Source organism: Pseudoalteromonas sp. P1-26 (genome assembly GCF_001401795.1).
Lineage (GTDB): Bacteria > Pseudomonadota > Gammaproteobacteria > Enterobacterales > Alteromonadaceae > Pseudoalteromonas.
In genome coordinates this window covers 38,327-64,129 of record NZ_LKDX01000009.1, presented here as the reverse complement: position 1 = coordinate 64,129, position 25,803 = coordinate 38,327, and the positions used below count along the sequence as shown (strand labels likewise).

22 protein-coding genes are annotated in these 25,803 nt (G+C 40.0%); 8 read left to right on the top strand and 14 right to left on the bottom strand.

Annotation, left to right across the window (positions count from 1 at the left end; translation table 11 throughout):
- Positions 1-56 precede the first annotated feature (56 nt).
- From AN394_RS06940 to AN394_RS06930, 3 genes are all read left to right on the top strand, one after another.
- Positions 57-1,358 (top strand): DEAD/DEAH box helicase, encoded by a 1,302-nt coding sequence (locus AN394_RS06940; protein ID WP_054562405.1) that lies wholly within the window; start codon positions 57-59, stop codon positions 1,356-1,358.
- Positions 1,359-1,567: 209 nt separating this feature from the next.
- Entirely contained in the window at positions 1,568-3,814 is a 2,247-nt protein-coding gene (locus AN394_RS06935) for a carbohydrate binding family 9 domain-containing protein (RefSeq protein ID WP_054562404.1), read from the top strand.
- 25 nt (positions 3,815-3,839) lie between these two features.
- Complete coding sequence (locus AN394_RS06930; RefSeq protein WP_055021089.1) at positions 3,840-4,346, top strand: Sbal_3080 family lipoprotein; 507 nt, start codon at positions 3,840-3,842, stop codon at positions 4,344-4,346.
- 19 nt (positions 4,347-4,365) lie between these two features.
- On the opposite strand, the gene AN394_RS06925 is transcribed toward AN394_RS06930, so the two are convergent.
- The 6 genes from AN394_RS06925 to AN394_RS06900 all read right to left on the bottom strand — a co-directional run bounded on the left by AN394_RS06925 (position 4,366) and on the right by AN394_RS06900 (position 10,031).
- Positions 4,366-4,884 (bottom strand): protein tyrosine phosphatase family protein, encoded by a 519-nt coding sequence (locus AN394_RS06925; protein WP_055021088.1) that lies wholly within the window; start codon positions 4,882-4,884, stop codon positions 4,366-4,368.
- A 19-nt stretch (positions 4,885-4,903) separates the two neighbouring features.
- Positions 4,904-6,640, bottom strand: a complete 1,737-nt coding sequence (locus tag AN394_RS06920) for an amidohydrolase (protein WP_055021087.1) — start codon at positions 6,638-6,640, stop codon at positions 4,904-4,906.
- 72 nt (positions 6,641-6,712) lie between these two features.
- Positions 6,713-7,678: a Solitary outer membrane autotransporter beta-barrel domain gene (locus tag AN394_RS06915; protein ID WP_055021086.1), complete on the bottom strand. Its 966-nt coding sequence runs from the start codon at positions 7,676-7,678 to the stop codon at positions 6,713-6,715.
- A 112-nt stretch (positions 7,679-7,790) separates the two neighbouring features.
- Positions 7,791-9,386 carry an AbgT family transporter gene (locus AN394_RS06910; RefSeq protein ID WP_054562399.1) on the bottom strand — a complete coding sequence of 532 codons (1,596 nt, stop codon included), beginning with the start codon at positions 9,384-9,386 and terminating at the stop codon, positions 7,791-7,793.
- A gap of 77 nt (positions 9,387-9,463) precedes the next feature.
- Entirely contained in the window at positions 9,464-9,763 is a 300-nt protein-coding gene (locus tag AN394_RS06905) for a hypothetical protein (RefSeq protein WP_055021085.1), read from the bottom strand.
- Between the two features lie 7 nt (positions 9,764-9,770).
- Positions 9,771-10,031, bottom strand: coding sequence for a DUF3081 domain-containing protein (locus AN394_RS06900; RefSeq protein WP_054554528.1), 261 nt, complete (start codon positions 10,029-10,031; stop codon positions 9,771-9,773).
- A gap of 201 nt (positions 10,032-10,232) precedes the next feature.
- On the opposite strand from AN394_RS06900, the gene AN394_RS06895 reads away from it, so the two are divergent.
- Together AN394_RS06895 and AN394_RS06890 are read left to right on the top strand one after the other, a co-directional pair.
- The gene (locus tag AN394_RS06895; RefSeq protein ID WP_082422954.1) at positions 10,233-11,099 is read left to right on the top strand and encodes a thioredoxin family protein; all 867 of its coding nucleotides are present in this window, start codon (positions 10,233-10,235) and stop codon (positions 11,097-11,099) included.
- A gap of 79 nt (positions 11,100-11,178) precedes the next feature.
- Positions 11,179-12,459 carry a flavohemoglobin expression-modulating QEGLA motif protein gene (locus AN394_RS06890; protein WP_055021083.1) on the top strand — a complete coding sequence of 427 codons (1,281 nt, stop codon included), beginning with the start codon at positions 11,179-11,181 and terminating at the stop codon, positions 12,457-12,459.
- 89 nt (positions 12,460-12,548) lie between these two features.
- Here the strand turns inward: AN394_RS06890 and AN394_RS06885 are convergent, their stop codons facing one another.
- From AN394_RS06885 to AN394_RS06860, 6 genes are all read right to left on the bottom strand, one after another.
- On the bottom strand, positions 12,549-13,766 hold the full coding sequence (locus AN394_RS06885) for a type III PLP-dependent enzyme (RefSeq protein ID WP_055021082.1): 1,218 nt from the start codon (positions 13,764-13,766) through the stop codon (positions 12,549-12,551).
- Positions 13,767-14,026: 260 nt separating this feature from the next.
- The gene (locus AN394_RS06880) at positions 14,027-14,857 is read right to left on the bottom strand and encodes a hypothetical protein (RefSeq protein WP_055021081.1); all 831 of its coding nucleotides are present in this window, start codon (positions 14,855-14,857) and stop codon (positions 14,027-14,029) included.
- Between the two features lie 56 nt (positions 14,858-14,913).
- Entirely contained in the window at positions 14,914-15,717 is an 804-nt protein-coding gene (locus tag AN394_RS06875; RefSeq protein WP_055021080.1) for a DUF1338 domain-containing protein, read from the bottom strand.
- 40 nt (positions 15,718-15,757) lie between these two features.
- The gene (astD, locus tag AN394_RS06870) at positions 15,758-17,230 is read right to left on the bottom strand and encodes a succinylglutamate-semialdehyde dehydrogenase (protein WP_054562392.1); all 1,473 of its coding nucleotides are present in this window, start codon (positions 17,228-17,230) and stop codon (positions 15,758-15,760) included.
- Positions 17,231-17,248: 18 nt separating this feature from the next.
- Positions 17,249-18,283 carry an arginine N-succinyltransferase gene (gene astA, locus AN394_RS06865; protein ID WP_054562391.1) on the bottom strand — a complete coding sequence of 345 codons (1,035 nt, stop codon included), beginning with the start codon at positions 18,281-18,283 and terminating at the stop codon, positions 17,249-17,251.
- Between the two features lie 45 nt (positions 18,284-18,328).
- On the bottom strand, positions 18,329-19,534 hold the full coding sequence (locus AN394_RS06860) for an aspartate aminotransferase family protein (RefSeq protein WP_054562390.1): 1,206 nt from the start codon (positions 19,532-19,534) through the stop codon (positions 18,329-18,331).
- A 205-nt stretch (positions 19,535-19,739) separates the two neighbouring features.
- Between AN394_RS06860 and AN394_RS06855 the strand changes: the two genes are divergently transcribed.
- Complete coding sequence (locus AN394_RS06855) at positions 19,740-20,168, top strand: Lrp/AsnC family transcriptional regulator (protein WP_055021113.1); 429 nt, start codon at positions 19,740-19,742, stop codon at positions 20,166-20,168.
- Positions 20,169-20,239: 71 nt separating this feature from the next.
- On the top strand, positions 20,240-21,388 hold the full coding sequence (locus tag AN394_RS06850; RefSeq protein ID WP_054562389.1) for a hypothetical protein: 1,149 nt from the start codon (positions 20,240-20,242) through the stop codon (positions 21,386-21,388).
- Positions 21,389-21,397: 9 nt separating this feature from the next.
- Here the strand turns inward: AN394_RS06850 and AN394_RS06845 are convergent, their stop codons facing one another.
- Both AN394_RS06845 and AN394_RS06840 read right to left on the bottom strand, forming a co-directional pair.
- On the bottom strand, positions 21,398-22,321 hold the full coding sequence (locus AN394_RS06845) for a hypothetical protein (protein ID WP_055021079.1): 924 nt from the start codon (positions 22,319-22,321) through the stop codon (positions 21,398-21,400).
- A 42-nt stretch (positions 22,322-22,363) separates the two neighbouring features.
- On the bottom strand, positions 22,364-24,286 hold the full coding sequence (locus AN394_RS06840; RefSeq protein ID WP_055021078.1) for a bifunctional diguanylate cyclase/phosphodiesterase: 1,923 nt from the start codon (positions 24,284-24,286) through the stop codon (positions 22,364-22,366).
- Between the two features lie 1,210 nt (positions 24,287-25,496).
- On the opposite strand from AN394_RS06840, the gene AN394_RS06835 reads away from it, so the two are divergent.
- Entirely contained in the window at positions 25,497-25,796 is a 300-nt protein-coding gene (locus AN394_RS06835; RefSeq protein WP_054562386.1) for an isoamylase early set domain-containing protein, read from the top strand.
- Positions 25,797-25,803 lie beyond the last annotated feature (7 nt).

Below are 25,803 nucleotides of genomic sequence, written 5' to 3'. Positions count from 1 at the left end.
CATTTTTTTTCTGTATAATTTGCGACCCTTGATATGATGGCCGCAGGTTATACAGCATGAATTTTAAATCATTTAGTTTTTCTTCTGAGCTTTTACAGGCATTAGAAGAGCTTAATTTCGAAACGCTTACTCCCGTTCAACGTAGTGCAATTCCTGCGGTAAGAAAAGGCAAAGACGTACTTGTTAGTGCGCAAACAGGCACGGGTAAAACCGCTGCATTTGCTTTACCACTTATCCAAAAATTATCAGAGTCAGCGGTTAGTGAAAATAATGCACCAAGTGCATTAGTGCTTGCACCTACCCGCGAATTAGCTGAGCAAATTGCTAATAATTTTAAAGCGTTTGCAAAATACACCGAACTCAAAACAGTGTGCTTGTTTGGTGGTATCAATCTAGCGGGTCAAGCTAACGATTTGAAAGCAGGTGTCGACATCGTGGTTGCAACGCCAGGGCGCTTACTTGATCATCTGCGTTTAGGTAACATCAGCTTAGCTAATGTTAAGCATTTAGTGCTTGATGAAGCTGACCGTATGCTAGACATGGGCTTTATCAACGATATGCAAATTGTTATTAATGGTTGTGATGAAGCGCGTCAAATCTTATTGTTCTCTGCCACTTTCCCGGCGGCAATTAAACAATTTGCGAGTAAAGTACTAAAGCAGCCTGAAATCATTCGTGTTGATCAAACAAACAGTACTGCAGAAACAGTGCAACATGTTGTTTATCCAGTTGAAGAGCGCCGTAAGCAAGAGCTTTTATCTGAATTGATTGGTAAGAAAAACTGGCAGCAGGTACTTGTTTTCGTAAACATGAAAGAAACCGCTGATGAGCTTGTAAAAGAGCTTAATCTTGACGGGATTCCTGCTGTTGTTTGTCATGGTGATAAAACCCAAGGTAACCGCCGCCGCGCTTTACGCGAGTTTAAAGAAGGTAAAGTTCGCGTGCTGGTCGCAACTGAAGTAGCTGCTCGTGGTATTGATATTGAAGGGTTGCCACGTGTGATCAACATCGATCTACCTTGGCTTGCAGAAGACTACGTGCATCGTATCGGCCGTACAGGTCGTGCTGGTAAGCCGGGTCAAGCAATTTCGTTTGTGAGCCGTGAGGAAGAAAACACTTTATTCGATATCGAAAAGCTAATCGGACAGCGCATCAAGCGTGTTGTTTTACCAGGTTACGAAGTAAGCAGCCGTGAAGTACTAATTGATAAAATTGGTAAAAAGCCGTCGCATTTACGTCGTAGCCGTACAAATAAGGCTTCGGGTCAGGCAACGGGTGAAGCGCGTGCAAAGAACCGTTCACGAATCGCAAATGTTCGCAAATCTTTGAAAGGCAATAAATTAAGCCTTAAAAAGTAATAAATTCCGATAACAAACGTATAAAAAAGCCCCATTGCTGTTTGGCAATGGGGCTTTTTTGGCCCTGTTAGTAGTACAAATGGAGTATTTTGTTAAATTTTATGACATAAAACCGAAAATTAGATTAACAAATGTACCTTACTGAATTACAATCGCTTTGAAATCAGTCAAGTAGCGTTTCTAACGCGTCAGTGTCTAAATGGATGTTTATGCAGTACATAAAAAGAATAATAAATAAAATAGTCGCCCCTACTTTTTTACTTAGTGTTGCCTGTATGCCTTTTTCTGCTAATGCATTTGATAAAGCAGAGTTCTCCCTTGCCCATATTAAAGAGTCTATTAGCGTTGATGGTGTGATGGATGAGTCGCATTGGCAATACGCCACAAAAGTACCATTAAAATATCAGAATGAGCCAACCGAAAAAGGCACGCCGCTCGTACAAACCGATGCCTACATGTATGAAGATGGTAAATACTTGTATGTTGGTTTTATTGCAAAAGATAATGACCCTTCGCAAATTCGTGCCGCCCTTCGAGATCGTGATACGCTTTGGCAAGACGACAATGTTGCTTTGATGATTGATACCTTCAATGATGAACGAACCGGCTATGAGTTTTATGTAAACCCTCTTGGTGCGCAAGGCGATATGCGCATGACGGATATTGATGATTGGGTGGAAGATCCATCATGGGATGCCATTTGGGACAGTGCAGGGCAAATTACCGACGACGGTTATGTGGTTGAAATGCGTATTCCATTCACTGCACTACGCTTTCCAAAAGATCAAACAGAGTTAACCTGGAGTTTTGCCGTTTGGCGAAATTATCCGCGTGATGTGTATTATCAAATGTCGAATGTTGGTTTTGACCGAGATGTAAAATGTAGCTTTTGCCAGTTTGATAAACTCACAGGCTTTGCCAACATGACAGAGAGCCAAAACATTCAGCTTACGCCCACTTTAACGGCGCTTCGCCATGATACCAAAGATACAGTGCCGGGTGATTGGCAAAATGGTGATATTGATACTGAAGCGGGCTTGGACTTACGTTGGGGGGTGACGCAAGATGCGGTTATTAATGCCACCATTAATCCTGACTTTTCGCAGGTCGAGGCAGATTCACTTGAACTTGATGTAAATACTACTTACTCAATTTATTATGCTGAAAAGCGTCCATTCTTTTTAGATGGCGCCTCTTATTTTGATACCAGCCAACTAGAGCTTTTATATACGCGAATGATTGCTGAACCTGATGTGGGTTTAAAGTTAACAGGTAAAACCGGCGCGCACAGCTATGGCTTTATGTACGCTGACGATCAGAATACCAGTGTCTTACTTCCGACGAATCAAGGTTCTGGCTTTGCTAATCTAGCAGATAAAACGCAAGCAGTAGCGGGGCGTTATCAGTTTGATATTGGCCAAAAAGGCACAATTGGTGTGATGAGCACTCACCGTGAAAATGATGATTATCATAATACGGTGTTATCTTTAGATGGCAGCTACTGGTTTAATCAATCAGATAGTTTGCAGTATCAAGTAGCAAGCACAGATACCACTAACTCAGAATTTTTAGTTGATTATTATGGCATTGATAAAAATCAATCAGATCAAGCTTATGCCATTGAATTTACAAGAACTAAGCGTGATTACGAAGTCTATGCTAGCTACGAAAATATAGGTAAAGAATACCGCTCAGATTTGGGTTATCAAGCTAAAGTTGATTACGAGCAAGTACAACTAGGCGGTGGACAAACATGGTATCGCGATGCTGATGATGCAATCACAGAGTACAGCTACAATGTTGAGTGGGATAAAACATGGGCGCAAAATGGCGACCTACTCGAAGAAGAATACGATGGCTTTTTTACCTTTAAAGGTAAGATGCAGTCGCAAACAGAAATTGGCTTTATTCATCGTAATGAGTTTTATGCCGGCGAGTTTTTTAATCAAAACATAGGTTATATCTATGGCGGTTTTAGACCCATTCGTGACATTAGCTTTTTATTGTATGCTCAATATGGCAGCAAAATTGATTATAGTAATGCAGCTTTAGGTACTATGGTTCGCATTGAACCTGAGATGACATGGGATATAAACGATCATTGGCAGGTGCAACTAGAGCACAGCTACAGCTATTTAGATAACGAGCAAAATGAACGTGTTTATACTGCAAATTTAACGGATCTGCGTGTTTATTATAAATTTAATATGCGCTCGATGCTGAAACTCGTTTTGCAGTTTGAAGATGTCGATCGAAACAATGAAGCTTATCGATTTGATGTAAGCCAAACTAACCGCGATTATGGCAGTCAGTTAGTGTATTCGTACAAGATTAACTCGCAGACACTGTTTTATTTAGGGTATTCTGATAAAGGTTATCAAGATGATTCATTGAAGAACCTTGAGCGTGATCAACGTACCTTCTTCACTAAGCTAAGCTATGCATGGCAGCTTTAAAAAAATTATAAAAAGGAAAATCATAATGAATATTGCAAAAATATCAGCTGTTGCAGTTGCAGCGACCGTACTTGCGGGTTGTGCAGCGAAACAAGATGTAAGTCGTTTTGAAGCGGAAAAACCAAAAACCGTGTGTATTGCAGAGCACCAAGCAGTTAAAGAAGGTGTTGTAACATCACTACAATCTGGTTTTGCAAAACATAATGTGCAAACGCGTGTTATCCCTGCCAATTATGTAATGAAACACCAAGCGTATCAAACAGACATTTCAGCTGCTAACACAGATGGTTGTGATGCGATTGCATTTTATGTTGCTAACTGGCATTGGGATTTAGCCCTATATATGGCATATGCCAATATTTGGGTCACTAATGTTGACCAAACTAAAACAATTGCTCAGGCAAGCTATCGTACGGGTGGTGGTTTAGATAAGTTTATTGATGCAAACGATAAAATCATCGAATTAGTTGATTCAATGTTCCAGCAAGTTGAAGCCAAGAAACAACAAGAAAGCCAGAAAAAGGCAATATAAAGCAAGTATGTTGGTCAGCTTATGGCTGACCAACTTCTTCGTTTACTTTACTTCTTACCACTCCTTCAAGGCTTTTTAAGCCCCATTGCTTACCAATCTCAACAGCTTCATCAACTGGCTTTTTCAAGGTTATGGCATTGTATAGCGCAACAAGAGCGCCAACACGGTTGCTGCTCGCGCAGTGAAGTAAGGTGGTTTGCTGTTGGTGCTCATTGAGCAAAGCCTGAAGTTTCGTAGCATTTTCAATGGTAATATCAGCTTTAGATTGCACAGGGATATGGTAATAGTTCATACCAAGCTCAGTGACTAACTCTTGCTCAGACCAATTCGTTTCATTATCACCGCGAAGGTTGATGATGTTTTTAACACCAAGTTGTTTTAGCTTGGCAAAATCGGTTTGACTTGGCTGACCTGAAGTTAGCACATGCTCAGATTGGGCCTTAAGATTCAAAATATCCAGTTTCGTAGCAGCTGTTTGTGCTGCTAATGCTGAAAATGACAGCAGCGCAGCACAGGCTAATTGTATAAACTTATTCATGTTACTCCTTGAAAAGTGTTTAATTTTTGCTGTAGACGGTTTCACCACGGCTAATGGTTTCTATCACTTGTAAGTTATGTAGCTCTGCGGGCTTTATTTTCAACGGGTTGTTATCAAGGATAATTAAATCTGCTTGCATCCCTTGTTTTAATTGCCCTTTTGAGCTTTCTTCAAAGTGTTGATACGCAGGCCATGTTGTCATTGCTTGTAGTGCAGTATACACAGAAACACGTTGATCTGGGCCTAATACTTGATCTGTACGAGTTGTACGGTTAACCGTTGCATCTAATACACGCAGTGCATTGGGCAGAGCTACAGGCGCATCATGATGGGTACTGAACATTAATCCTTGTTTGCGAACTGCATGGGTGGGCGAAATAAAATCGGCGCGGGGATGACCAAGCACCGAATTTACATGCCAGTCGCCCCAATAAAAGGTATGCATTGGGAAGAGCGATGGAAATATGCCTAATTCTTTAAGACGGTTTACCTGATCTTGACGAATTGTTTGCCCATGAATAAGTATGGGGCGGCGGTCTTTTTTACCAAGCTTGTTATTAGCATTTTCAACAGCATTTAAAAATTGCTCAATAGCGGCATCACCATTTGCATGAGTCATCACTTGCCAGTCATTAACAAAGGCAGTTTCAATATACTGATAGGCTTGTTCATCATTAAAAGTAGGGTAGCCTGCATAGCCTTGCTCTTGGCCTTCAGGTGCTTTTAAGTATGGGTGAGATAACCAAGCGGTTTTTCCTTGTGGTGAGCCATCAAAGTTAAGTTTTACACCACCAATACGAAAATGATTTGTGTAGTTTTTACTGTTATAGGGTGAGTCCATAAAACTGCTGCTGGTAGCCATATCGGCATAGGCTACCACATCAATGACAAACTTATCCGCTTTGGATGCTCTTACCATCGAATCATAAGCTTCTTGAGTTGCTCGGCCTTCTTGTGCTGTGGTGTAGCCGTATTTTGTGTAGAGTTTTTGCCCTTCTTGCAGCATTAAATCTTGTAAGTCAGGATCAAACGACTGCATGAGTTTAAACAGTAAACCAAAGTGCGCGTTTTCTTCGAGCACCCCATTGGGTTCTTGTGAGTTGGCCATACGACGAATTAGCCCACCGTCAGGATTGTCTGTGTTTTCGTCGATGCCGGCCATGGCTAAGGCTTTACTGTTTGCAACACTTAAGTGCCCCGAAGTATGAATGATGATCACTGGCTTTTCGGTGCTAACGCGGTCTAAGTCCATTTTAGTTGGGTATCTATCAAGCTCAGCATCATCGTAACCAAAGCCTAAAATAGCACCCGTTTTTTTAATAAATGTGGTGTAGTCAGGGTTATTTTGTGCGGCTGTGAGAATATTAACGATTTGCTCAACACTATTGGCATCACCATCTGGACTAGGTAATACATTGGCTACCATGGCTTGCAAACCAACACCATAGACATGGCTATGGCCATCAACAAAGCCTGGCATTAAGGTTTTGCCTTGCAAATCAATCAGCTTTGTTTTGCCAAACTTATGCTCAAGCGCTTTGTTTTTATCACCCACAAAAATGATTTTTTCACCTTGGGTAGCGATTGCCTGTGCATACTCGGGTTTGTCGCCAGTCATTGTAAGAATATCACCACCAAAATAAATGGTATCTGCTGCACTTACTTGCAGTGGTAGCGTTTTAGCTGTTTGCTCTGGGGTTTTATCACAAGCCGTTAAGGCAAGTAATGAACAAGCGATTGCGAGGTGATGTTTCATATAAATCTTCCATGAATTTTATTATGTCTAAGAATATAGTCTGTTTAAAAGTTTTGTCTTTAAAAAATAGTATTAAATTTCGTTAAAGTACAAGACAATAGCAGCACCATCGAGGCTACTACCGTTGTGAATATTGATGCCGATACCAAAGTTGTCAAACCACGAGGTCCACTTGCTACTATCCCATAAAAAGCCGATACCGTATTCATAAAAGTGATCGGTCCCAAACGCTACGCGACTATCGCCGCCTAAATCGATTCGCTGTCCTTTAATGTAAAAAGCTTGCTCAAAAAGCCCAATTTTGAACATGTTAAATTTAGCTTTTATACCATTAAGTGTGCGCCATGTTTCGGGTGCTGCATTACTTATCCCATCAGGGTGAGAGAGTGCCCATCCATAGTAATAATTAAAGTTAAGTTTGTACTCGTAATAGCCCCAATGCCTAGGTAAGCGATAGATCATGGTCGCATTTGGGTTTAACACCAGTGCATTACTATTGAGGTTGGTGTAAAGATTTTCAGCTAAAGGCTTAAAATTACGTCTAGACTCGGGAGAGTTATACTCATAGTCATTGTTGTAATGTAAGTAGTGAGTGTTAAAGCCAAATTGATATGACCATTTAGAGCCTAGTGCTTTTTCGGCATTAAAACCGATCATGCCGTTATATACAGTTTCTGAAATATAGTCGTCAGCCACATTATCAAATAGCGAAATGAAATCTGATTGATTCAAATAGCTTACCCTGCTGGTCAAACTTAGTTTGTGTTGATAAATAGGCTCATCAAGCTGCCAAGTATAAGGAATACTGTAGAGTCTGAGCTTTTTTCTAAGCGCGATACTGTCTTCATCTTTACTGCTATGTTGTGGGTCAAACAGTGTTTGTGGGTCAAAATCACCCATACCTAAGGTTATACTGTCCCCATCCGTTAAAACCAACGATGTTGCAAATGCTGTTTCAAGTTGCTTAGTTGGATTAGCATATAAATTAAATACACTTAATGCGTGCAATAGAAACCACAGCTTTAATAGCTTTTTCATATAAAATAACAATAAAAATTAATGTCTTAATAATAGTCATAAAGTTAGCTTCCAACAATCTCAGGTACAAAAAAGCCAAGCTAATGCTTGGCTTTTTACCTCTCTAAGAAGATTAAGGCTGATAATAAATTGGTGATTCAGGGCCAACTGGGAAGCCCAGAACAAATACCCATAAATAGAATAACGCAACCCAACCAACAAAGAAGATCATGCTGTAAGGAAGCATGGTCGCAACCAATGTACCAATACCCATGTCTTTCTTATACTTAGTGGCAACAGCCAGTATCAAGCCAAAATAACTCATCATTGGGGTGATAAGGTTAGTAACCGAGTCACCAATTCGATACGCCGCTTGAATGGTTTCTGGTGCGTAGCCTATTAGCATTAACATTGGCACAAAGATTGGTGCTGTGACAGCCCATTGTGCAGATGAAGAGCCTAAGCTTAAGTTTACTAATGCACACATTAAAATGAATAGCACGAATACTTCAGGGCCTGTTAGGTTTAATGCTTGCAAAAGAGCTGCACCGTTAATGGCTAAAATCGTTCCTAGGTTGGTCCATTTAAAAAAGGCAACGAACTGTGCTGCAAAGAAAACTAGCACAATGTACATCCCCATCGAGCTCATGCTTTTACTCATGGCATCGATGACATCTTTATCGTTTTTCATGGTGCCAACAACTCGGCCGTAAACAAAGCCTGGAATACCGAAAGTTACAAAGATAAATACCACAATGCCTTTTAAAAATGGCGAGTGTGCAACAAGGCCTGTTTCTGGGTTACGCAAAATGCCATCTTCAGGAACAATTGTCCAAGCAAGTAATAATGAAACCACTAACAGAGAAACGCCCGCCCATTTTAGACCTGACTTTTCTTTATCGGTTAGCCCTGCAATGTCGTTCTTTGGCAAATCATTGCTTGCTTCATCTGGGTTGTACTTGCCAAGACGAGGTTCAACGATTTTCTCTGTAACTAACGTACCTAGAGTAGCGATTAGAAATACTGAAATCATCATGAAATACCAGTTTGCTTCAGCGCCAACTTGGTAGTTCGGATCAATCATTTGTGCTGCAGGTGTAGTGATACCTGCAAGTAGCGGGTCAATGGTGCCGAGTAATAAGTTGGCACTGTAACCACCTGAAACGCCGGCAAATGCCGCAGCAAGACCGGCAAGAGGGTGACGACCAAGACTGTGGAATATCATGGCTGCTAATGGGATTAGTACGACGTAGCCAAGTTCTGATGCCGTATTTGATAAAATCGCAGCAAACACCACCATAAAAGTAACTAAACGCTTTGATGCGCCCATTACCATGCCGCGCATAGCTGCAGAGAGTAAACCTGAGTGCTCTGCAACACTCACACCTAATAAAGCAACCAGTACCGTCCCAAGTGGTGCAAAGCTAGTGAAGTTTGTAACAAGGCCAGTAACGATGCGCTGAAGGCCTTCAGCACTGAGTAGGCTGACAACTTCAATAACACCATCAGGATCGCGACCAGCAGCACCTTCTGGGCGTGGGTCGATAGCACTTAAACCATACCAATCGGCAATGCCACTAAAAACTATAATGGCAACGCAGAACATTGCAAATAAAGTGATAGGGTGGGGTAGCATATTACCCAAAAATTCAACGGTGGCTAAAAATCGGTTAAACAACCCATTATTGCCACCCTCATGAGTGTTGTGAGAGTTTATAGTTTTTGACATGTCCAGTTCTCATTATTTCAAAATGGCGCTAACCTAGCATTTTTTACCGAACAGATCATGTTTTAGCGGTGGGATATCTAATAGGTACGTTCCAATACGCCCTTATATAGCAAGGGGTAGCGGCGCAAACGTTTGCCAATGTAATCATCGGCTAAAATTTGCGCACAGATTTGCTCTACATCGTTACTTGCTTCAAATACCCAATCAAAGCGCTCAATAGCAAGCAAAAAGCCACGCTTGAGGAACTGTTGTTCGCGATAGTAGCTAAGGTTTTCGCGAATAATATCTAACTTACCTGGGTTAGATTTTAGTTCATTAATAACTTGGTTGATAAATGCCTGCTGTTGCTTTGACTCAGCTTTCACCCGTCGTTTCATTGCTTCTTTACAGTTCCTGTTCTGCGATATAAAGCACTTTCTTTAAAAAGTCTTCTTTGTTCTTTTCATGTTGATAGTCAAGGTGATAGGTATTATGAAAGCCAAAGCGCAGTAACACACCACTGCCTTTTAGATATACCGTATAACCATCGATATCCGAAAAAGCGCAAATACCCTCATAAAGCTTTCCATCTTCATGATCTTCACCGTGTTGAATGATTTTTTCATACACAGATAGAATTAATTTACCGTCTAGCTCATTTTTCATGATGACTCCTTTTTGAAGTAATACGTTTCAGATCTATAAAAAGTTTAGTGCTATTTTATGCAGGTATTAAACGTGCTGTGTGTTTTTAAAACCTTACTTTGCGATAAATCACTAAAATCATATTTAGATAGCAGATGTCGAAAATTTACAATATTTTCTCTTACCTTAAACTTAAGATAGATTTTATTTGAGGGACACACAATGAAATATAAGTTTATACCCCTGATACTACTAACAAGCTTGTTGCTTGTAAGCAAAAGCATATCAGCAAATACAGCTCCCCTGATGTTAGAAAATGAAGCGGGGAAAATAGTTAAACTTGACAGTTACTTAGGCAAGAAGCCCGTTTACTTAAAGTTTTGGGCGACTTGGTGCAAGCCATGTATGGAGCAAATGCCACATTTTCAGCATGCATATGAGCAATATGGCGATAAAATTCAATTTGTGGCTATTAATATTGACCTTAATGATGACGCAGACGCTGTTGCTAAGGTTAAAGAGCGTTTTTCACTCACTATGCCACTATTTACTGATCACACAGCCCAAGTTGCTAAACATTATGAATTTATGGGCACCCCGTTTCATGTGTTGATTGATAGTGATAAAAAGGTGATTTTTCAAGGCCACGAAGCAGATAAACCGCTTGATAACACATTACGTTTGTTATCACACAATGGCAAAGTTGATAAAGCGCGTTTACTAGGCGAAAAGCAAGGCCAAGCGACTCCTTTGGTAATTCCGAACAAAGGTAAAAAAGCCGTGCTGTTCACCGCTACGTGGTGCGACTGGTACTTAGCCGACACGCGCCCTGCAATGGCAAAACAGTGTGTACTAGCGCAGCAACATGTTAATAAGCTGGCAGAGCAAGGAATTGATGTCGAGGTTAAAGTGAGTCAGCTGTGGACTGATCAAAGTGCAGTGCAAGAATATGTTGATAAATTCGCTGCAACTATGCCGGTTTCTATCGATTATGGTAATGATTTATTTATCGAAAATGGCATTAATTCAGTACCCAGTTTACTTCTCTACAACGATGGAAAAATAGTTTCTAAGCATGCTAAATTTTAGCTCAAAACCGCTTAATTTTGCTTTGTAATTATGCAAATTTAGCCTATGCTCAAGGCTCATTTTACAGTGAGCCTAGAGCATGATAGATAAGGCATTATTAGCAAAAACACGCGAGTTATCTGACCGATTAATCGCATTGCAAACACCCATTCGTATCCTTGATGCGATCAACTGGGATAAACAAATCAAAGAAGAGTTTTTTAAGCATAAATGCCAAAAGAACCCATCGGTTGATCAAGCCTATTACCAACAGCGTGATCTTGGTTTTGTACCAAGCGAGTTGCGCCGCGCGTTTTCTGATTTAAATCGCGATATCATCAGCCAGTTAGGGCAGCTAAACCCAATTGCCCAATACATGAGCAAGATGTGCACTGAATATAAAACAGTACTCAGTATGATTGAGTATCGTGGTACTCCTGAATTTCATGATTTGTCTGTTGAGCTGTTCGGTCATCCAAAAGATTTATTCCATGCTGGGGAGCCTTCACTTTCTGAGCTTGCAACTATGCTTGAGCAGCCGCTAAAAAATATGCTTGATGCGGATATTTTACCGGATGATCCAAAAAACATAGATGCGCAAGATGCAGTGAAAATTTTAGCATCGCAAGTGACTCAAACGATGCCGGGCATCGATGTTGAGGTTATTCTGAGTGACGGTATTGTGAGTGATGCTGCGGCAGGTGCAAATAATATTAAACTTAATCAAGATGTTAAGTTTTCTCAGCGTGAGCTAGATATTCTTGAGGTGCATGAAGGCTGGATCCATGTCGGAACCACGCAAAACGGTCTTGCTCAGCCATATTTAACTTGTTTAAGTAAAGGCACACCGAGCTCTACAGTGACCCAAGAGGGCCTTGCGGTATTGACCGAAATTATTACTTTAAAGTCAACGCCACGACGTTTAGCAAAATTAGTGAACCGTATTCAAGGTATTACTAAGGTTATTGATGGCGCGGAGTTCGTTGATATTTATCGTGAATATGTAGCGCAAGGTTTGAGTAAAGACGACAGTTATACGCTTACTCAACGGGTGTTTAGAGGAAGCACAGCAACAGGCTTACCATTTACTAAAGACATCGCCTACATCAAAGGTTTTGTGTTGGTGTATAACCTTATACGAGTTGCCATTCAGTTAGGTCGAATTGATCAATTGCACTTGTTATTGGTCGGTAAAATCTCAATTGATGATTTTAGACTGATATCGCAATTACATGATTTAGGTGTGATTGAAGACCCTAAATTTATTCCACCACACTTTAAAGACTTACGAGGCCTAGCAACCTGGCTAAGCTTTGGCCGTTTTATTGGTAACTTGTCGTTTGAACAATTAGAAAACGATTACAAACCACTCTTTCTTTAACAAAGAAATAAAAAAATGCAGCTGGAATGAGCAGCTGCATTTTAAGAGTTAAGGCATGTTGCCTTACATGCTTTTAGTCGAGGAAACGATTAACCGGTGAGTGCGTCAACATGAACTACATCATTCAGTACGATAACTTTTGCACGTTTGAAGAAGTTAAAATCTGTTGCGGTTGCTAATGTGTAAGCACCCATCATACGGCTGATGATTAAATCACCATTGTTTAATTTTGGTAGCATGATTGACTCACTTACTACGTCGATGCTATCGCAAGTCGGGCCTGCTAACACTGACTCAACACGTTCGTTTGATTGTTTGAACGAGTCGATAGGGTACGAGGCTTCATCGAACAATAAACCACTGAATGAGCCGTAAATTCCATCATCTAAATAGTACCAAGGCTTGCCATCACGTTCTGCTTGACCCATTACTGATGCAACACTGGTTACAGCACTGGCTACAATAAAGCGACCTGGTTCAGCAATTACGCGAACTGTCTCTGGTAACTGTGCTAAGGCATCATTGATTGGCGCACAAAATTCCTCAATTGGCAGCACGTCTTTGTTGTAAGGCACAGGGAAACCACCGCCAATATCAAGCGTACTAAGCGCAGGTAATCCTAATGCGGCTACGTCGTTAATCACTTGATTACATGCAGCAATGGCAGTGACATATTTAGCTGGGCTTGCTGTTTGCGAGCCAACATGGAACGACAACCCTTTGATACGAATACCTAATTGTTGCGCATAGCTAATGATTTCAACGGCCATTGCTGGACTACAACCAAATTTTTTCGATAAATCAGCGAATGCTTCCGCATTACGAAAACTTAAGCGAACAAGTAACTCAACCTGGTTTTTGTATGCAATGAACTTTTCTAGTTCGTTGATGTTATCTACCACAAACACATTGCAACCGTATTCAAGTGCATCACGAATATCACGATCACGTTTGATTGGGTGCGTGTGAATCGTACGGTCACTTGGTACGCCTTGGCTGGCGACTAAGTCAACTTCACCGCTGGTTGCTAAATCAAAGCTGGCACCTTCTTCTAAAAGCGTACGAACAACCGCAGGATGAGGAAGTGGCTTTAATGCAAAGTGTAAAACAACACCTGGTAACGCACGGCTTAATGCACGGTATTGATGACGAACTGATTCACAATCTAGCACCATTAATGGCGCGCCATGTTGTGCAACGAGCTGTTCAATAAATTGGTTTGATGGTTGTGCTACTGGTTCGTTTGCAGCAACCGATGCTGCAGGTACTTTGATTGTTAAGTCTTGTGTAAGTGTTGAAATAGCCATTTTACTCTCCGGCAATTAAGCAACTGCTCGGAAAAAAATGGAAGTCCGAGTCAGTTGAGTGTTATTAAGCGCACAGTATGTTCTGTGCAATCAAATACACTCTTGGATAGTTGCTCTATCGCCTTGCTACAAACTGGGTTTGTAATGTACTCGGATTGGCTATCATCAAGAAGCGGCGAGATAATAGATCTGCTTTTTTATTTGCGCAAGTATTTTTTAAATATTTTTTGAATTAATTTTGTACAGTAATTAATAGTCACTTAGTTACTGTTTTCAAAGCGTATTCCATAACGTTTTGAATAAATATCAAGCATGGCATTTGCGTCATCAGGGTGATTACTTTGGCTGTGTAATTGCTGAATATAGGCTGCCATTTCTGCGCTTTTCATATAATCATCGATAAGTGCAATGGCACGATAACCCGCCGTGGTTTTACTGCAGGTAAAAAAGCCATTAATAAATTCAGGGTATTCAGCAATACGTCTTGATGTGAGTTGACTTAGTTCATGAGCAGGTATGTGCGCTTCAAGTGCTTGTTTGTAAGCAACAATGTAATCAATACGCTTATTGAGTAATAGTCGACTTAATTGTAAAAATGCATTTTCGCCATAAATAGCCGCAACGTTGTATTGTTTATTAGCAAAAACATCATCGAGTTCACGGTAGCTGGTGGAGCCAATAATGCCAAAATTACCTTTGTTTTTGAGAAGCTTATTGACAGAAATAGGCGCAGAACCTGACTTTAAGGTGCTCTTAAGTGCATAGACTTGACGCTGCATATGCATATAGGTGGGTATTTTAGAAAATACCATGGACTCTGCCCGTTCAGGGGTTTTGATTGCGTTGAAGGTGCAACTGGCTTCATCACTAGATAAGCGCTTCATTAAGCGCGCATGATTAGTAAAGTCGACGTCTAAATCGAATTCATCAGCAAGGGCTGGATTGATAACCGCAGCAAGGTGGAGGTTAATACTGAGTTTATCTGCTTCGCTGGCAAAATATGCATGAGACAAAATTGTAAGCTTGGGTTTTTCTGTTGCCTTTGCTGTGTTTAGGGTAAATAGAATTACGATAAACGCAATTAGTCTCATACATATCCTTGTATACCAACTCGCTTATTTGTACTTAGCGAATTGGTATGTGCTAATTATCGAGCATTGGTGCTCTCAAAAATTTTGTCAGCTGATGCTGCCACAAAACCTGTGTATAGCTCACCATCTGGTTTTGCATAACGCAGAGCGAACTCATAAAAACAACTCGGTACGGCAACAACACCATCGCTAAATTCAACTTCGCTGTCATCAGCAAGAGTCGAAGATTGCTCAAGTAATACTTCTGGTGAACCTTTGATCTCGCCGCCAGATGTATTTAGCGCAAAACCTGCATCTTTAAGTGCTTGGTTTACACTTTCGATATCATCGAATTTAGCCAATTCATTGATGCTCACAGTAAAGTGATTAGCACGGTAACCCCATGCTGACATCCATGCAGCGTATTCGCTTTCTGCTAGCAGCTTTTTGTAAGTGTCTGAACTTACTTGCCAGTGTGTACCTGAATATAGGAAATTATCCGCTGTTACAGCGTCTTCGTCAATCTGTTCAACCATGTCGTTAACGATAGCTTGTAATTCTTCTGAGCATTGCTCAACAAGTAATTCAGAAATGAAAACTTTAGGTTGCTTAGGATCTGAATGTTCGAAGTGCTTTGCGTATAGTTTTTTCGCTTCGAAGTGATACTCGCCGCATTCTTTGTAGCCTACTGCTAAAAAGTGCGCAGCTAGTTTTTCTAAACCGATTTTTTCATGGTTAAAAGTACGCAGTGCGATGTGATCGTTAATCACGTCATCTTTTTGTGTTGAGCCAAGTAACTCATGTACTTTTACCGCCGATGGCGTAACTGATAAATAGTTGTCCCATAAGTTTTCAAATAGGGCGTTTACATCTGTGTGCATGTTTAATTCCTTCAATTAAGGCGGCGAGGCCGCCAAACAATTATTCAATAATTAAGCCCGGCGCAAGGGTCTGTGGTAAGTTAACTTTTTCGGCTTCAACAGAAGCAACAGGGTATGCACAGTAGTCAGCAGCGTAATAGGCACTTGCTCTGTGGTTACCACTGGCACCAATACCACCAAATGGTGCAGCGCTTGATGCGCCTGTAATTGGTCGGTTCCAGTTAACGATACCGGCACGAATACGTTTTAAGAAATGCTGGTAGTCATCGCTATCATCACTTAATAAACCAGCAGATAAACCAAATGAGGTGTTATTTGCTTCATTAATCGCGCTATCGAAATCTGTGTAGCGATAAACCTTGATAAGAGGACCAAAGTGCTCTTCATCAGGCATATCTTTAACAGCCGTTACATCAATAATACCAGGGCTTACAAAACCAGTACCCGGTTCAAGAAGCTTAAGTTCGACAAGAGAGGTTGCTCCCATATCAAGTAACTGCTGCTGAGCTGCAACCATACCTAAAGCCGCTTTTTCGCTGATCATTGCACCCATGAACGGTTGATTTTCGCTGAAGCTGTCGGCTACTTTGATATTTTTTGTTGCAGCAATTAATTTTTCTAAAATTGCATCGCCATTTGCCGAGTTCTCAATGAATAAGCGACGAGAACAGGTACAACGTTGGCCAGAAGTAATGAAACCAGACTGGATAATGTCGTGAACAGCCGCACTTACATCTGCGACATCTTTTACGATCAGTGGGTTATTACCACCCATTTCCAGCGCTAAAATCTTACCTGGGTGACCTGCAAATTGCTTATGTAATAGGTGACCTGTATTTGAGCTACCCGTAAAGAATAAGCCATCAATATCTTGGTGAGATGCAAGAGCAATACCTGTGTCTACTTCACCTTGAACAAGGTTGATGACACCAGCTGGTAAGCCTGCTTTTAGCCAAAGCTTTAAGGTGAACTCAGCAACATGAGGCGTAAGTTCTGATGGCTTAAATACAACTGTATTACCCGCTAAAATAGCTGGCACAATATGGCCATTTGGTAAGTGACCAGGGAAGTTATAAGGACCAAACACCGCAACAACACCATGTGGCTTATGACGAATAAACGCTTTAGCGCCAGGCATTGGGTTTTCTGTGGTCCCAGTACGTTCGTTATAGGCTCTAATTGAAATGGCGATTTTACCCGTCATTGCACCTACTTCAGTACGTGTTTCCCAAAGCGGTTTACCTGTTTCACGGGCGATGATCGTTGCAAACTCTTCGCTGTGCTCTTTAAGCTCTGCAGCAAAGTTTTCAAGAATAACGATACGCTCTTCAAGAGTCATATCAGCCCAGCCCAGCTGCGCACTACGAGCTGCTTTTATTGCATCAGCGACTTGTTCAGCCGTGGCTGTTTTACCTTGCCAAACAACCTCGCCATTACTTGGGTTGATTGAACTAAAATCATGACCAAGGCCAGCTTGCCATTGATTATCGATAAGTTGAGTTGTGACACTCATTTTAAACTCCTTAAGTGGTTACAAACGGAAGAACCGTGCTGCATCCCCTTGTTTTAATTTAAGTGCATCTGCCACTTCTTGGCTGATGATTAAGGTGTGCTTGGCGTGGTTATAATGAGCATGTTTGGTAAATGTGGCTCTAAAGTCATTCACACCATGGTTGCAGATAGCTAATGTATCTGAGCTTTGCTCATTGATATGCGCAAGCTCACCAATCGTGATAGGGCACACTTGTGACTCACGAACACTACGAATATTGCCAAGCTTTGCTTCAACAGTTGGCCCTGCATCGAATAGGTCAACATAACCACGGTGCTCAAACCCTTCTTTTTCTAGAAGTTTTAGCGCAGGCTTGGTTTTTTCATGAACCTTACCAATCACAGCTTGTGCTTTTTTGCTCAGTAAGTTGGCATAGATAGGGTACTTAGGCATTAACTCGCTGATAAAAACTTTATCGCCTAAACCCACTAAGTGATCAGCTTGCGGAAACTCAATGCTAAAAAAGTGTTCTTGTAACCACTGCCAAAAAGGTGAGTGACCGTCTTCATCACTTACACCGCGCATTTCTGCAATAATGGTGTCAGCAAAACGTTCGCTGTGCTGGGCCATAAATAAAAAGCGAGAACGTGATAAAAAGCGACCCGTTAAGCCTTTGCGGTTTTGCTCACGTAAGAACAAGGTACAAATTTCAGAGCAACCCGTATAGTCATTACACATACTCAGAATATCAACCGTGTTATATACGTTGAGAGTAGGTGAATGGTGAACAGTTTTACCTTGGTGGTAATGATACAAAGGAACCGACATTCCTACAGCAGCTTCGATAGCTGTTGTGCCGATAACGTCACCCGTTTCACTGTCTTCTAATACAAATAAATAGGTTTCGTCTTGTGGTTTATTAATATCTTTTGCAAAACTGCGTTCAGCGCGTTCAATTTTTTCTTGTAGTAAATTGTCGTCAACCGGTAAAGAGGTAAAGCCATGACCAGATTCAACAGCAATTTGTTTTAACGCAGCAAAATCATTTGCTGTTATAGGACGTAATACTTGCATTAAGTGCACTCCAATGGCGCATGCTAAAGCATGCGCCAACTAGGATTAACCGTTTACAACGTCTGCAACCGCTTTTTCAAAGCGAGCTAAACCTTCTTTGATATCCTCTAATGGAATCACTAAAGATGGCGTAAAGCGCACAACGTTTGTACCAGCAACAAGGCTCATTAAACCGTGTTTAGTGCTTGCTACTAGGAAATCCCGTGCACGGCCTTCAAATTTGCTGTTAAGAACTGCACCTAATAATAGACCTTTACCACGTACTTCACTAAATACGTCGTATTTTTCGTTGATTGCTGCAAAGCCATCGCGTAAAAGCTGTTCACGCTCTTTAACACCTGCAAGTACTTCTTCACTATTAACAGTATCAAAAGCCGCTTCTGCTACAGCACATGCAAGTGGGTTACCGCCGTAAGTAGAACCATGTGTGCCTACTTTTAAATGCTCTGCAATGCTAGCTGTTGTGATCATCGCACCAATTGGGAAACCACCACCTAACGCTTTTGCTGTTGTTAGGATATCTGGTGTTACATCTAAGCCTTGGTATGCGTATAAATCACCTGTACGGCCAACACCTGTTTGTACTTCATCAAAAATAAGTAAAGCATTGTGTTTATCACATAATGCGCGAACACCTTTGATAAAATCGCTCGTTGGCGAAATGATACCGCCTTCACCTTGTAGTGGTTCCATCATTACGGCACATGTGTTGTCACTGATAAGCGCTTCAAAAGCAGCTAAATCGTTATAATCACAGTGATCAACAGCAGCAGGTTTAGGGCCGAAACCATCTGAGTAAGCAGCTTGACCACCTACGGTAACAGTGAAGAATGTACGACCGTGGAAACCTTTGTTAAACGCGATGATTTGGTTCTTTTGCTCGCCGTGTACATCTAATGCCCAACGACGCGCTAATTTTAATGCCGCTTCGTTAGCTTCTGCACCTGAGTTTGCAAAATACACTTTATCTGCAAATGTAGCGTCAGTTAACTTTTTAGCTAAGCGAAGTGCAGGCTCGTTTGTCATTACGTTTGATAAGTGCCAAATTTTTTCGCCTTGCTCTTTTAGGGCATTGACAAGAGCTGGGTGACAATGGCCTAAACAATTAACGGCAATACCACCTGCAAAATCGATAAATTCTTTACCGTTTTGATCCCAAACACGTGAGCCTTCACCGCGAACAGGAATTACCTCTGATGGGTTGTAGTTTGGTACCATTACGTCGTTAAAAAGTTCTCTTGTTACTTGCATTTATTGCACCTAAATCTGGCTTAGTATGAAAAAAGTTAAATTGCAAAAAATAGGTCAGTTAAGCCGTTCCTGCCTAATTAAGCACGATGAGATTATTTTTCTTATCTATTTTTTCTTATTATCTGGGTTAGGGACTTAAATTTGCAGTGCTATTTTGTGAAAAATGACTAAAATAAAAAGCAAATTAACGAAAAGAGTAGTCAAAGTGATAACTTCACAAGATGAAAAACTATTAGCTATCTTAAGAACCAACGCGCGTGCGAGTATTTCTGACCTAGCGAGAGCGCTTAATTTATCGCGCTCAACTGTTCAAAGCCGAATGTTAAAATTAGAAGATACAGGGGTGATCAAAGGCTATAGCGTTGACTATGGTGATGCCTATTTGAGCCAAATGGTATCTGCCCACGTTTCGATTAAAGTGAAGCAAAAACTGACCACCAAAACGAATCTTGAACTAAAGCAAATTGATGCTATTTCACAGCTCTACGCAATTAGTGGTGAATTTGATTTGATTGCTGTTGTGCAAGCACAAAACCTTGAAAAGCTGAGTCACCTATTAGATGACATTGGTAACTTAGATGGCGTAGAGCGAACAACGTCGTCTGTGATTTTAGAGACAAAGTTTAAGCGTTAATCCTTAATCAGGTAAAACCGCTTCTTTTGTCTATAATAACTATTACTCGTTAGTTATTTAGGCTTGTATTGATGCTTGCTTCATTATTGCTGTCACTCACTGTAGCTCAGCCTTTTCAGTTAGGTACTAACTTACCAATTAACGCACCACACAACGCAATTACGCATGTTGAATGTATTTTCAAGCAAATCAATGTGCCATTTCACTTGCAGAAGTTACCTTGGTTAAGGGCTAAAAGGGAAGTGCAGCTGAATCGGCTCGATGGTTACTTTACTGCAAACCTGTTATCGCAAATGCAAGAGTATGGTGAGCTTTCTGCCCCGATGTTTTTAGAAAACTGGTACTGGTTTACCCACGCAGATTCGGCTTCAATAGCTGAACACGAACTTCGTTATGGCGTCGTAAGAGGGAGTCATCAGGCTGATTGGTATCAATTAACAAATCGGAAAATTGAAGTCGAAGTTAACACCACGCAAGAGCTTATAAAAGTATTTAAAAAGCAACGGGTAGATAGAATCTTGCTTGATTTAGAAGAGTTTGAGTTCAATGCTGTGCAGTTACAGATTAAGCCAGATGAATACACGCAAACATTCTATCGTTATGTGCCTTTGGGTTTATTTGCAGCAAATAAAACACTCGAGGAGTTTCCTGACTTTTTAAATGCCTTTAACAGTCACATAAGTAGTTGCTCACAAAGTCCCTTTGTATTGTCAAAAATTGAAAAACTTACTTTAGTGCAAGGGCTTTTAGAAAAAATACAGCAATTAGCGAATTCAGAACAGGTGCAGCAAGCAGTAATTAAAAGTAATCAGCAACCACTCGCGCAGCAAGATCTCGAACAGCTTGATCATCAGTGGGCGCAACAAGTCCGTGACAATACATCTATACTGGCAGAGCGCTACCTAAAACTTGAAGGTTCACAATTCTTACAAGTATGGCAAAAGCAGATGCAAGGTGTCATTACAGAAATAATTGTCACTGATAAACAAGGTAAAAATGTCATTATTAGTGAAGTCACAACAGACTATTGGCAGGGTGATGAAGCCAAATTTTTAAATATGTACCAGCAAGATGATGACTATTACATTGATACAGTGGAATTTGATGAGTCGACCAAACACTTTCAGGTGCAGTTTAGCGTGCCCATATTTGATAAGGAAAATCAGCACATGGGAGTGCTGATTTTAGGTGTAGATGTCGAAAAAGCGCTCTCTAAATAACGCACTTAGTCATTGATTGGTTTTGGGCGCTTTGCGAATGACTTTCTTTTCGACTTCATCGAGCTTAATGACATAGGCATTACCGCCAATGCCTTTAAATTCTTCATCTGTAAAAACAATTGTGTTGTCATCGTAAAAAGTGATTGCTTCTTTTTGCGTAACAATGCCTAAGTCAATGCGCGATACATCCCCTGAAAAAAACTTATCGCCTTGATAATTTTCAAATAACCAAATGCTGGTTGAATCTAGTAGAACTAACTTGGTTCTATCAGGGCTCAGAGCCGCAGAAGTGATCCAACAAAGTTTTTCCATTGTGGTGCAAGTTTGAAACGAATCTATTAATTGTGCATCAAAGTTAGCAGCATGATCGCCAACTTTATACACTTTTGTAATACCATCAAATGGCTCAGTGCGATTTTTAGTAAATAAATAGAGGTGTCGGCCAAGGGCTACAAAGGCTTCTAAATCAAAATTACGTTGTTCTGGTTGAATAGGGCTGCCATCCATTTCAGGATAAGTGAACTTGATTATCTCTGCTTCTGTGGTGTCGCTTTTGATATCGATAGGGTTTTCTATTTTATAAATGGTTAACCATTTTCTATCGTTTTTATTATTGCCAAAGTCCCCCAAAAAGAAGTGACCAAATTTGTTTTGTGTCATATCTTCCCAGTCAATGTTTTTAGCATTGGTTACTAAAATTTCTTTTGCTATAGAGCCATCTTCATTAAGACGGTATAGTTTTGGTTGGTCACCGCTGTCATTAATGGCCCAAAGTCGATTGAACTTATCAAATTCAATACCGGAGATTTCTCTCAGTTTTGGGTCCACAGTTAAACGTTTTTTGCTGTAAAGGGTATAAATAGAAGAGCCAACCAGTATTCCAATGATGGCGACTGACAAGATAAAAACTGTAAGTAAGCTTTTTTTTAACATTAACAAGGGAATGGCTTTGAATAATGTGTTTAGTATAACTTACTAAAGCGGTTGCTGTATATTCCAAACCCCTGTTCCAGTAACAGACATAAAGTTAATGTTATCTTGCAATACTTTGTGGCCAACATTAACAGACGACTCAGGGTGGCTCACTAGGTAGCCTTGAACACTGTTTATGCCCATCGATTTAACTAGTTCAAATTGAGCGAGTTCTTCAACTCCTTCGGCGACAACTTTAAGACCGAGTTTTCGGCCAAGCTCGCTGACAGAGTGCATGATTTCATTATATTTAAGGTTATCGTTAGCTTGCGCAACAAACAGTTTATCGAGTTTGATCACATCGATAGGTAAATCTGCAAGGGTACTTAACGAGCTAAAACCAGTACCAAAGTCATCAATCGCAATAGTGATCCCTTCGCTTCTGAGTTTTTCTAACGATTGAATAATCTTGTTGCTTGCTTTGATTAAGGTTGATTCGGTTATTTCAAGCATCAGCGCTTTTGCAGGCAGCCCTGTTTTGGCAAGCTTCTCCATGATCCACTCATAAATATCGTAATGTTTTAATTGCACGCCAGATATATTCACAGAAATAGACACTTTCTTCATCCCCGCATTATACCAAGCAGACATTTGTCTACATGATTCCAGCATGATCCAATCACCAAGTTCTAGTATCAGATTAGACTCTTCAGCAATGGGGATAAACTCGTCAGGCGTGATTGAGCCTTCAACAGGGTGATCCCAGCGAACTAATGCTTCAAAGTAGTCAATTGCACAATCATCTACATGTACAATAGGTTGAAAAGACAAATGAAAACTGCTGCTAGCAATAGCAAGACGCATCTCTTCTAGCAAGTAATGATAGCGCCTAATCTTTTTACCCATTTCAGGAGAATAGACTTTAAAAATACCACGACCATCTGTTTTGGCTCGATACATTGCTACATCAGCCATTTGCAGTAATGCTTGTGGGGTGGATGCACTATCTGGGTAAACCGCAATACCTATACTAGCGCTAATTTTGATTAGCTTGTTACCTAAAACAAAATCACGTTCGATTTCGTGCAGTACATTTTGTGCAACCTCTAGTGCTTTGTCTTTATCATCTTTTAAGTTAATGAAAATAGAGAACTCATCACCACCAAGGCGCGCTAAGTTTTGTTCTAGTTGACTAATTGGGGAAATATTACTTATTTTATGGTGGCGTAAAACACTGCTCAAGCGTGTTGCTACTTGAATTAACACATCGTCACCAAAACTGTGACCAAAAGAGTCATTTACCTGTTTGAATCCATCTAAATCTATAAATAGTAATGCACAGCTGAATTTATCCATCTCAGCAAGTCTCAATTGTTTGGCAAGGTGTTCTATATAGGCATGTCGGTCAATAAGGTGGGTTAACTTATCTTGATAAATACTGACTTCAGATTCACGTGTGTAATTAGTTATATGGGTTGTAAGTGTTTGAAAATTTACTTGTAACTGTTCAAGTTGTGTATGCTTGTTTAGACCTGATTCACTGGCTAAGTTTAGACTATTGAGTAATTCAATTGATTTAGTATTGAGCATCTTGAGAGCGTATTTCTCATGATTATTTTGAAATCTTAAGTTAACTAACCAACTGATGGCTAATGCTAACAAGATTAAAATGATAATGTTTACCGGTGAGAATAATGTAGTGAGTATAAGATCAGAAGTCGCAGCTGTTACGACTGACTCATTTGTTGTATTAATAACAATATAAGAAATATTATTATCGTAAACTAAATGCTGGCCACTTAATACGAGGTTGTACCAAGGAGCTGTTACCACTGTAATATCTGTACCTTGAAAGGTATGTAGTTCTAAGCCTTTTGGCGCGTACATCAAATCATTGACCTGTTTAGTCAAGAAGATATTTAAGCCGTATATAAAAGCTATTAAAGTTATAATACTTATTGATAAAGTTCGAAGAGCATTGGCCATACATTACTACCATTGTGGTGTCTTTGTTTTACAATAAAACCTCACCAGTTAATACATCGAGTATATTGTTTGTATCTAGATTAGACAAAACCTTTCTCATACTTTGGGGCATGGATGAGTATAGAATGTGAAAATTCATAGTCATTAGTGTTAATGCTCTAAAATGTTTTTCTTATGCTAATTAATTGAAGCCTTACTTTTATACTGCATTATTGCTATTCATCGAGCAAACTTTAGCACTGTTTCCGACAAAAATGCTTAGATACTTTCATACTAATAGTGTTTATGGTTATTGTTTAGCTAAACAATAAGTCACTACTTTGTATTTATTTTATTATCTCTGATGGCTGTGTGTGGAATTTATTATTTTTTCGGTTAATTGTTAATTTTTAAATGTTATATACCAACTTTTGCTGTGGCTTGCTAGTTTTATCCGAAACAGGTTTTAAGCTAGCTATTCTTGTGGTCAGAAAAAGTGGTTATAACATTGCTGAAAAGCAGCACTGTTAATGCTTTCAGGGATTGGTAGTCCGTTCGAATTTACGCTTTTCTACTTATTGTGTTTGTATATGCACTGAGATAATTTTTAAAAAAGTTAATTGGGTAGTGCGGGATTAGCGTCTGGTTTATAAAATTAAATTTTCGTTGCGTTTTATAAGTTTTCCTGTGATAAAAAATTAATAACCAGTCAAAAAATAAAGATTTTATTACCATCATGTTTGTTAATTTATTTAACAGGGCTATACGATGTAAATCTGTTTTGTCTTGTTTTTATAAATAGTTGGCAGTTTATTTTTGACGAAAGAAGTAGTGTTTATTTTAGTATGATTGCTCTAACTTTCCACTTCAATTTTATTCACTTTACCCAATCTAAATTGTTATCTACTTTTTTATAAGTTGCGAATAAGGTTGATAAAAAAGGTACTGAAAATAAAGTATATTTTATTATCAACTTGGTTCAGTTATTGCTCGTAATAATACAGCAATATGATTGTTGTAGTTTTTGTGTGTTTTATGCACTATGGTGGTGCGAAAAACATACAGATGCACTGTCATAATGCGTAAATATAGGTTTGGTTTACTAGATACAAACTTGATGTTTTAGTAAGCAAGTTAAGAAACCTGAAACGCACAGCTTCCGCTGAATGAGTCGTCGAATGCGGTACTGTGGCAAGGATTAATTTACCAATTGGTTGAATTGGAGCCCACTATGCTAAGTAAACGTTTTTTTAAAACTAAAGACGAAACAGAAGTTACCTTTGAATTCCAACACCCTGACGCTGATGATGTGCAATTAGTTGCAGAGTTTACAGATTGGCAGCCAGTGCCAATGAAGTTTAATAAAAAAGAACAAGTATTCAAATGCAAGCAGCGCTTACCGCTAGATCAAGAATTTCACTTCCGTTACTTAATCAATGGCGAAACATGGGACAATGACCACCAAGCAGATGGTTATATTCCTAACGGTTTTGGTACTGATAACAGCATTGTTAATACCCAACGCGCTTAGGTGTTTT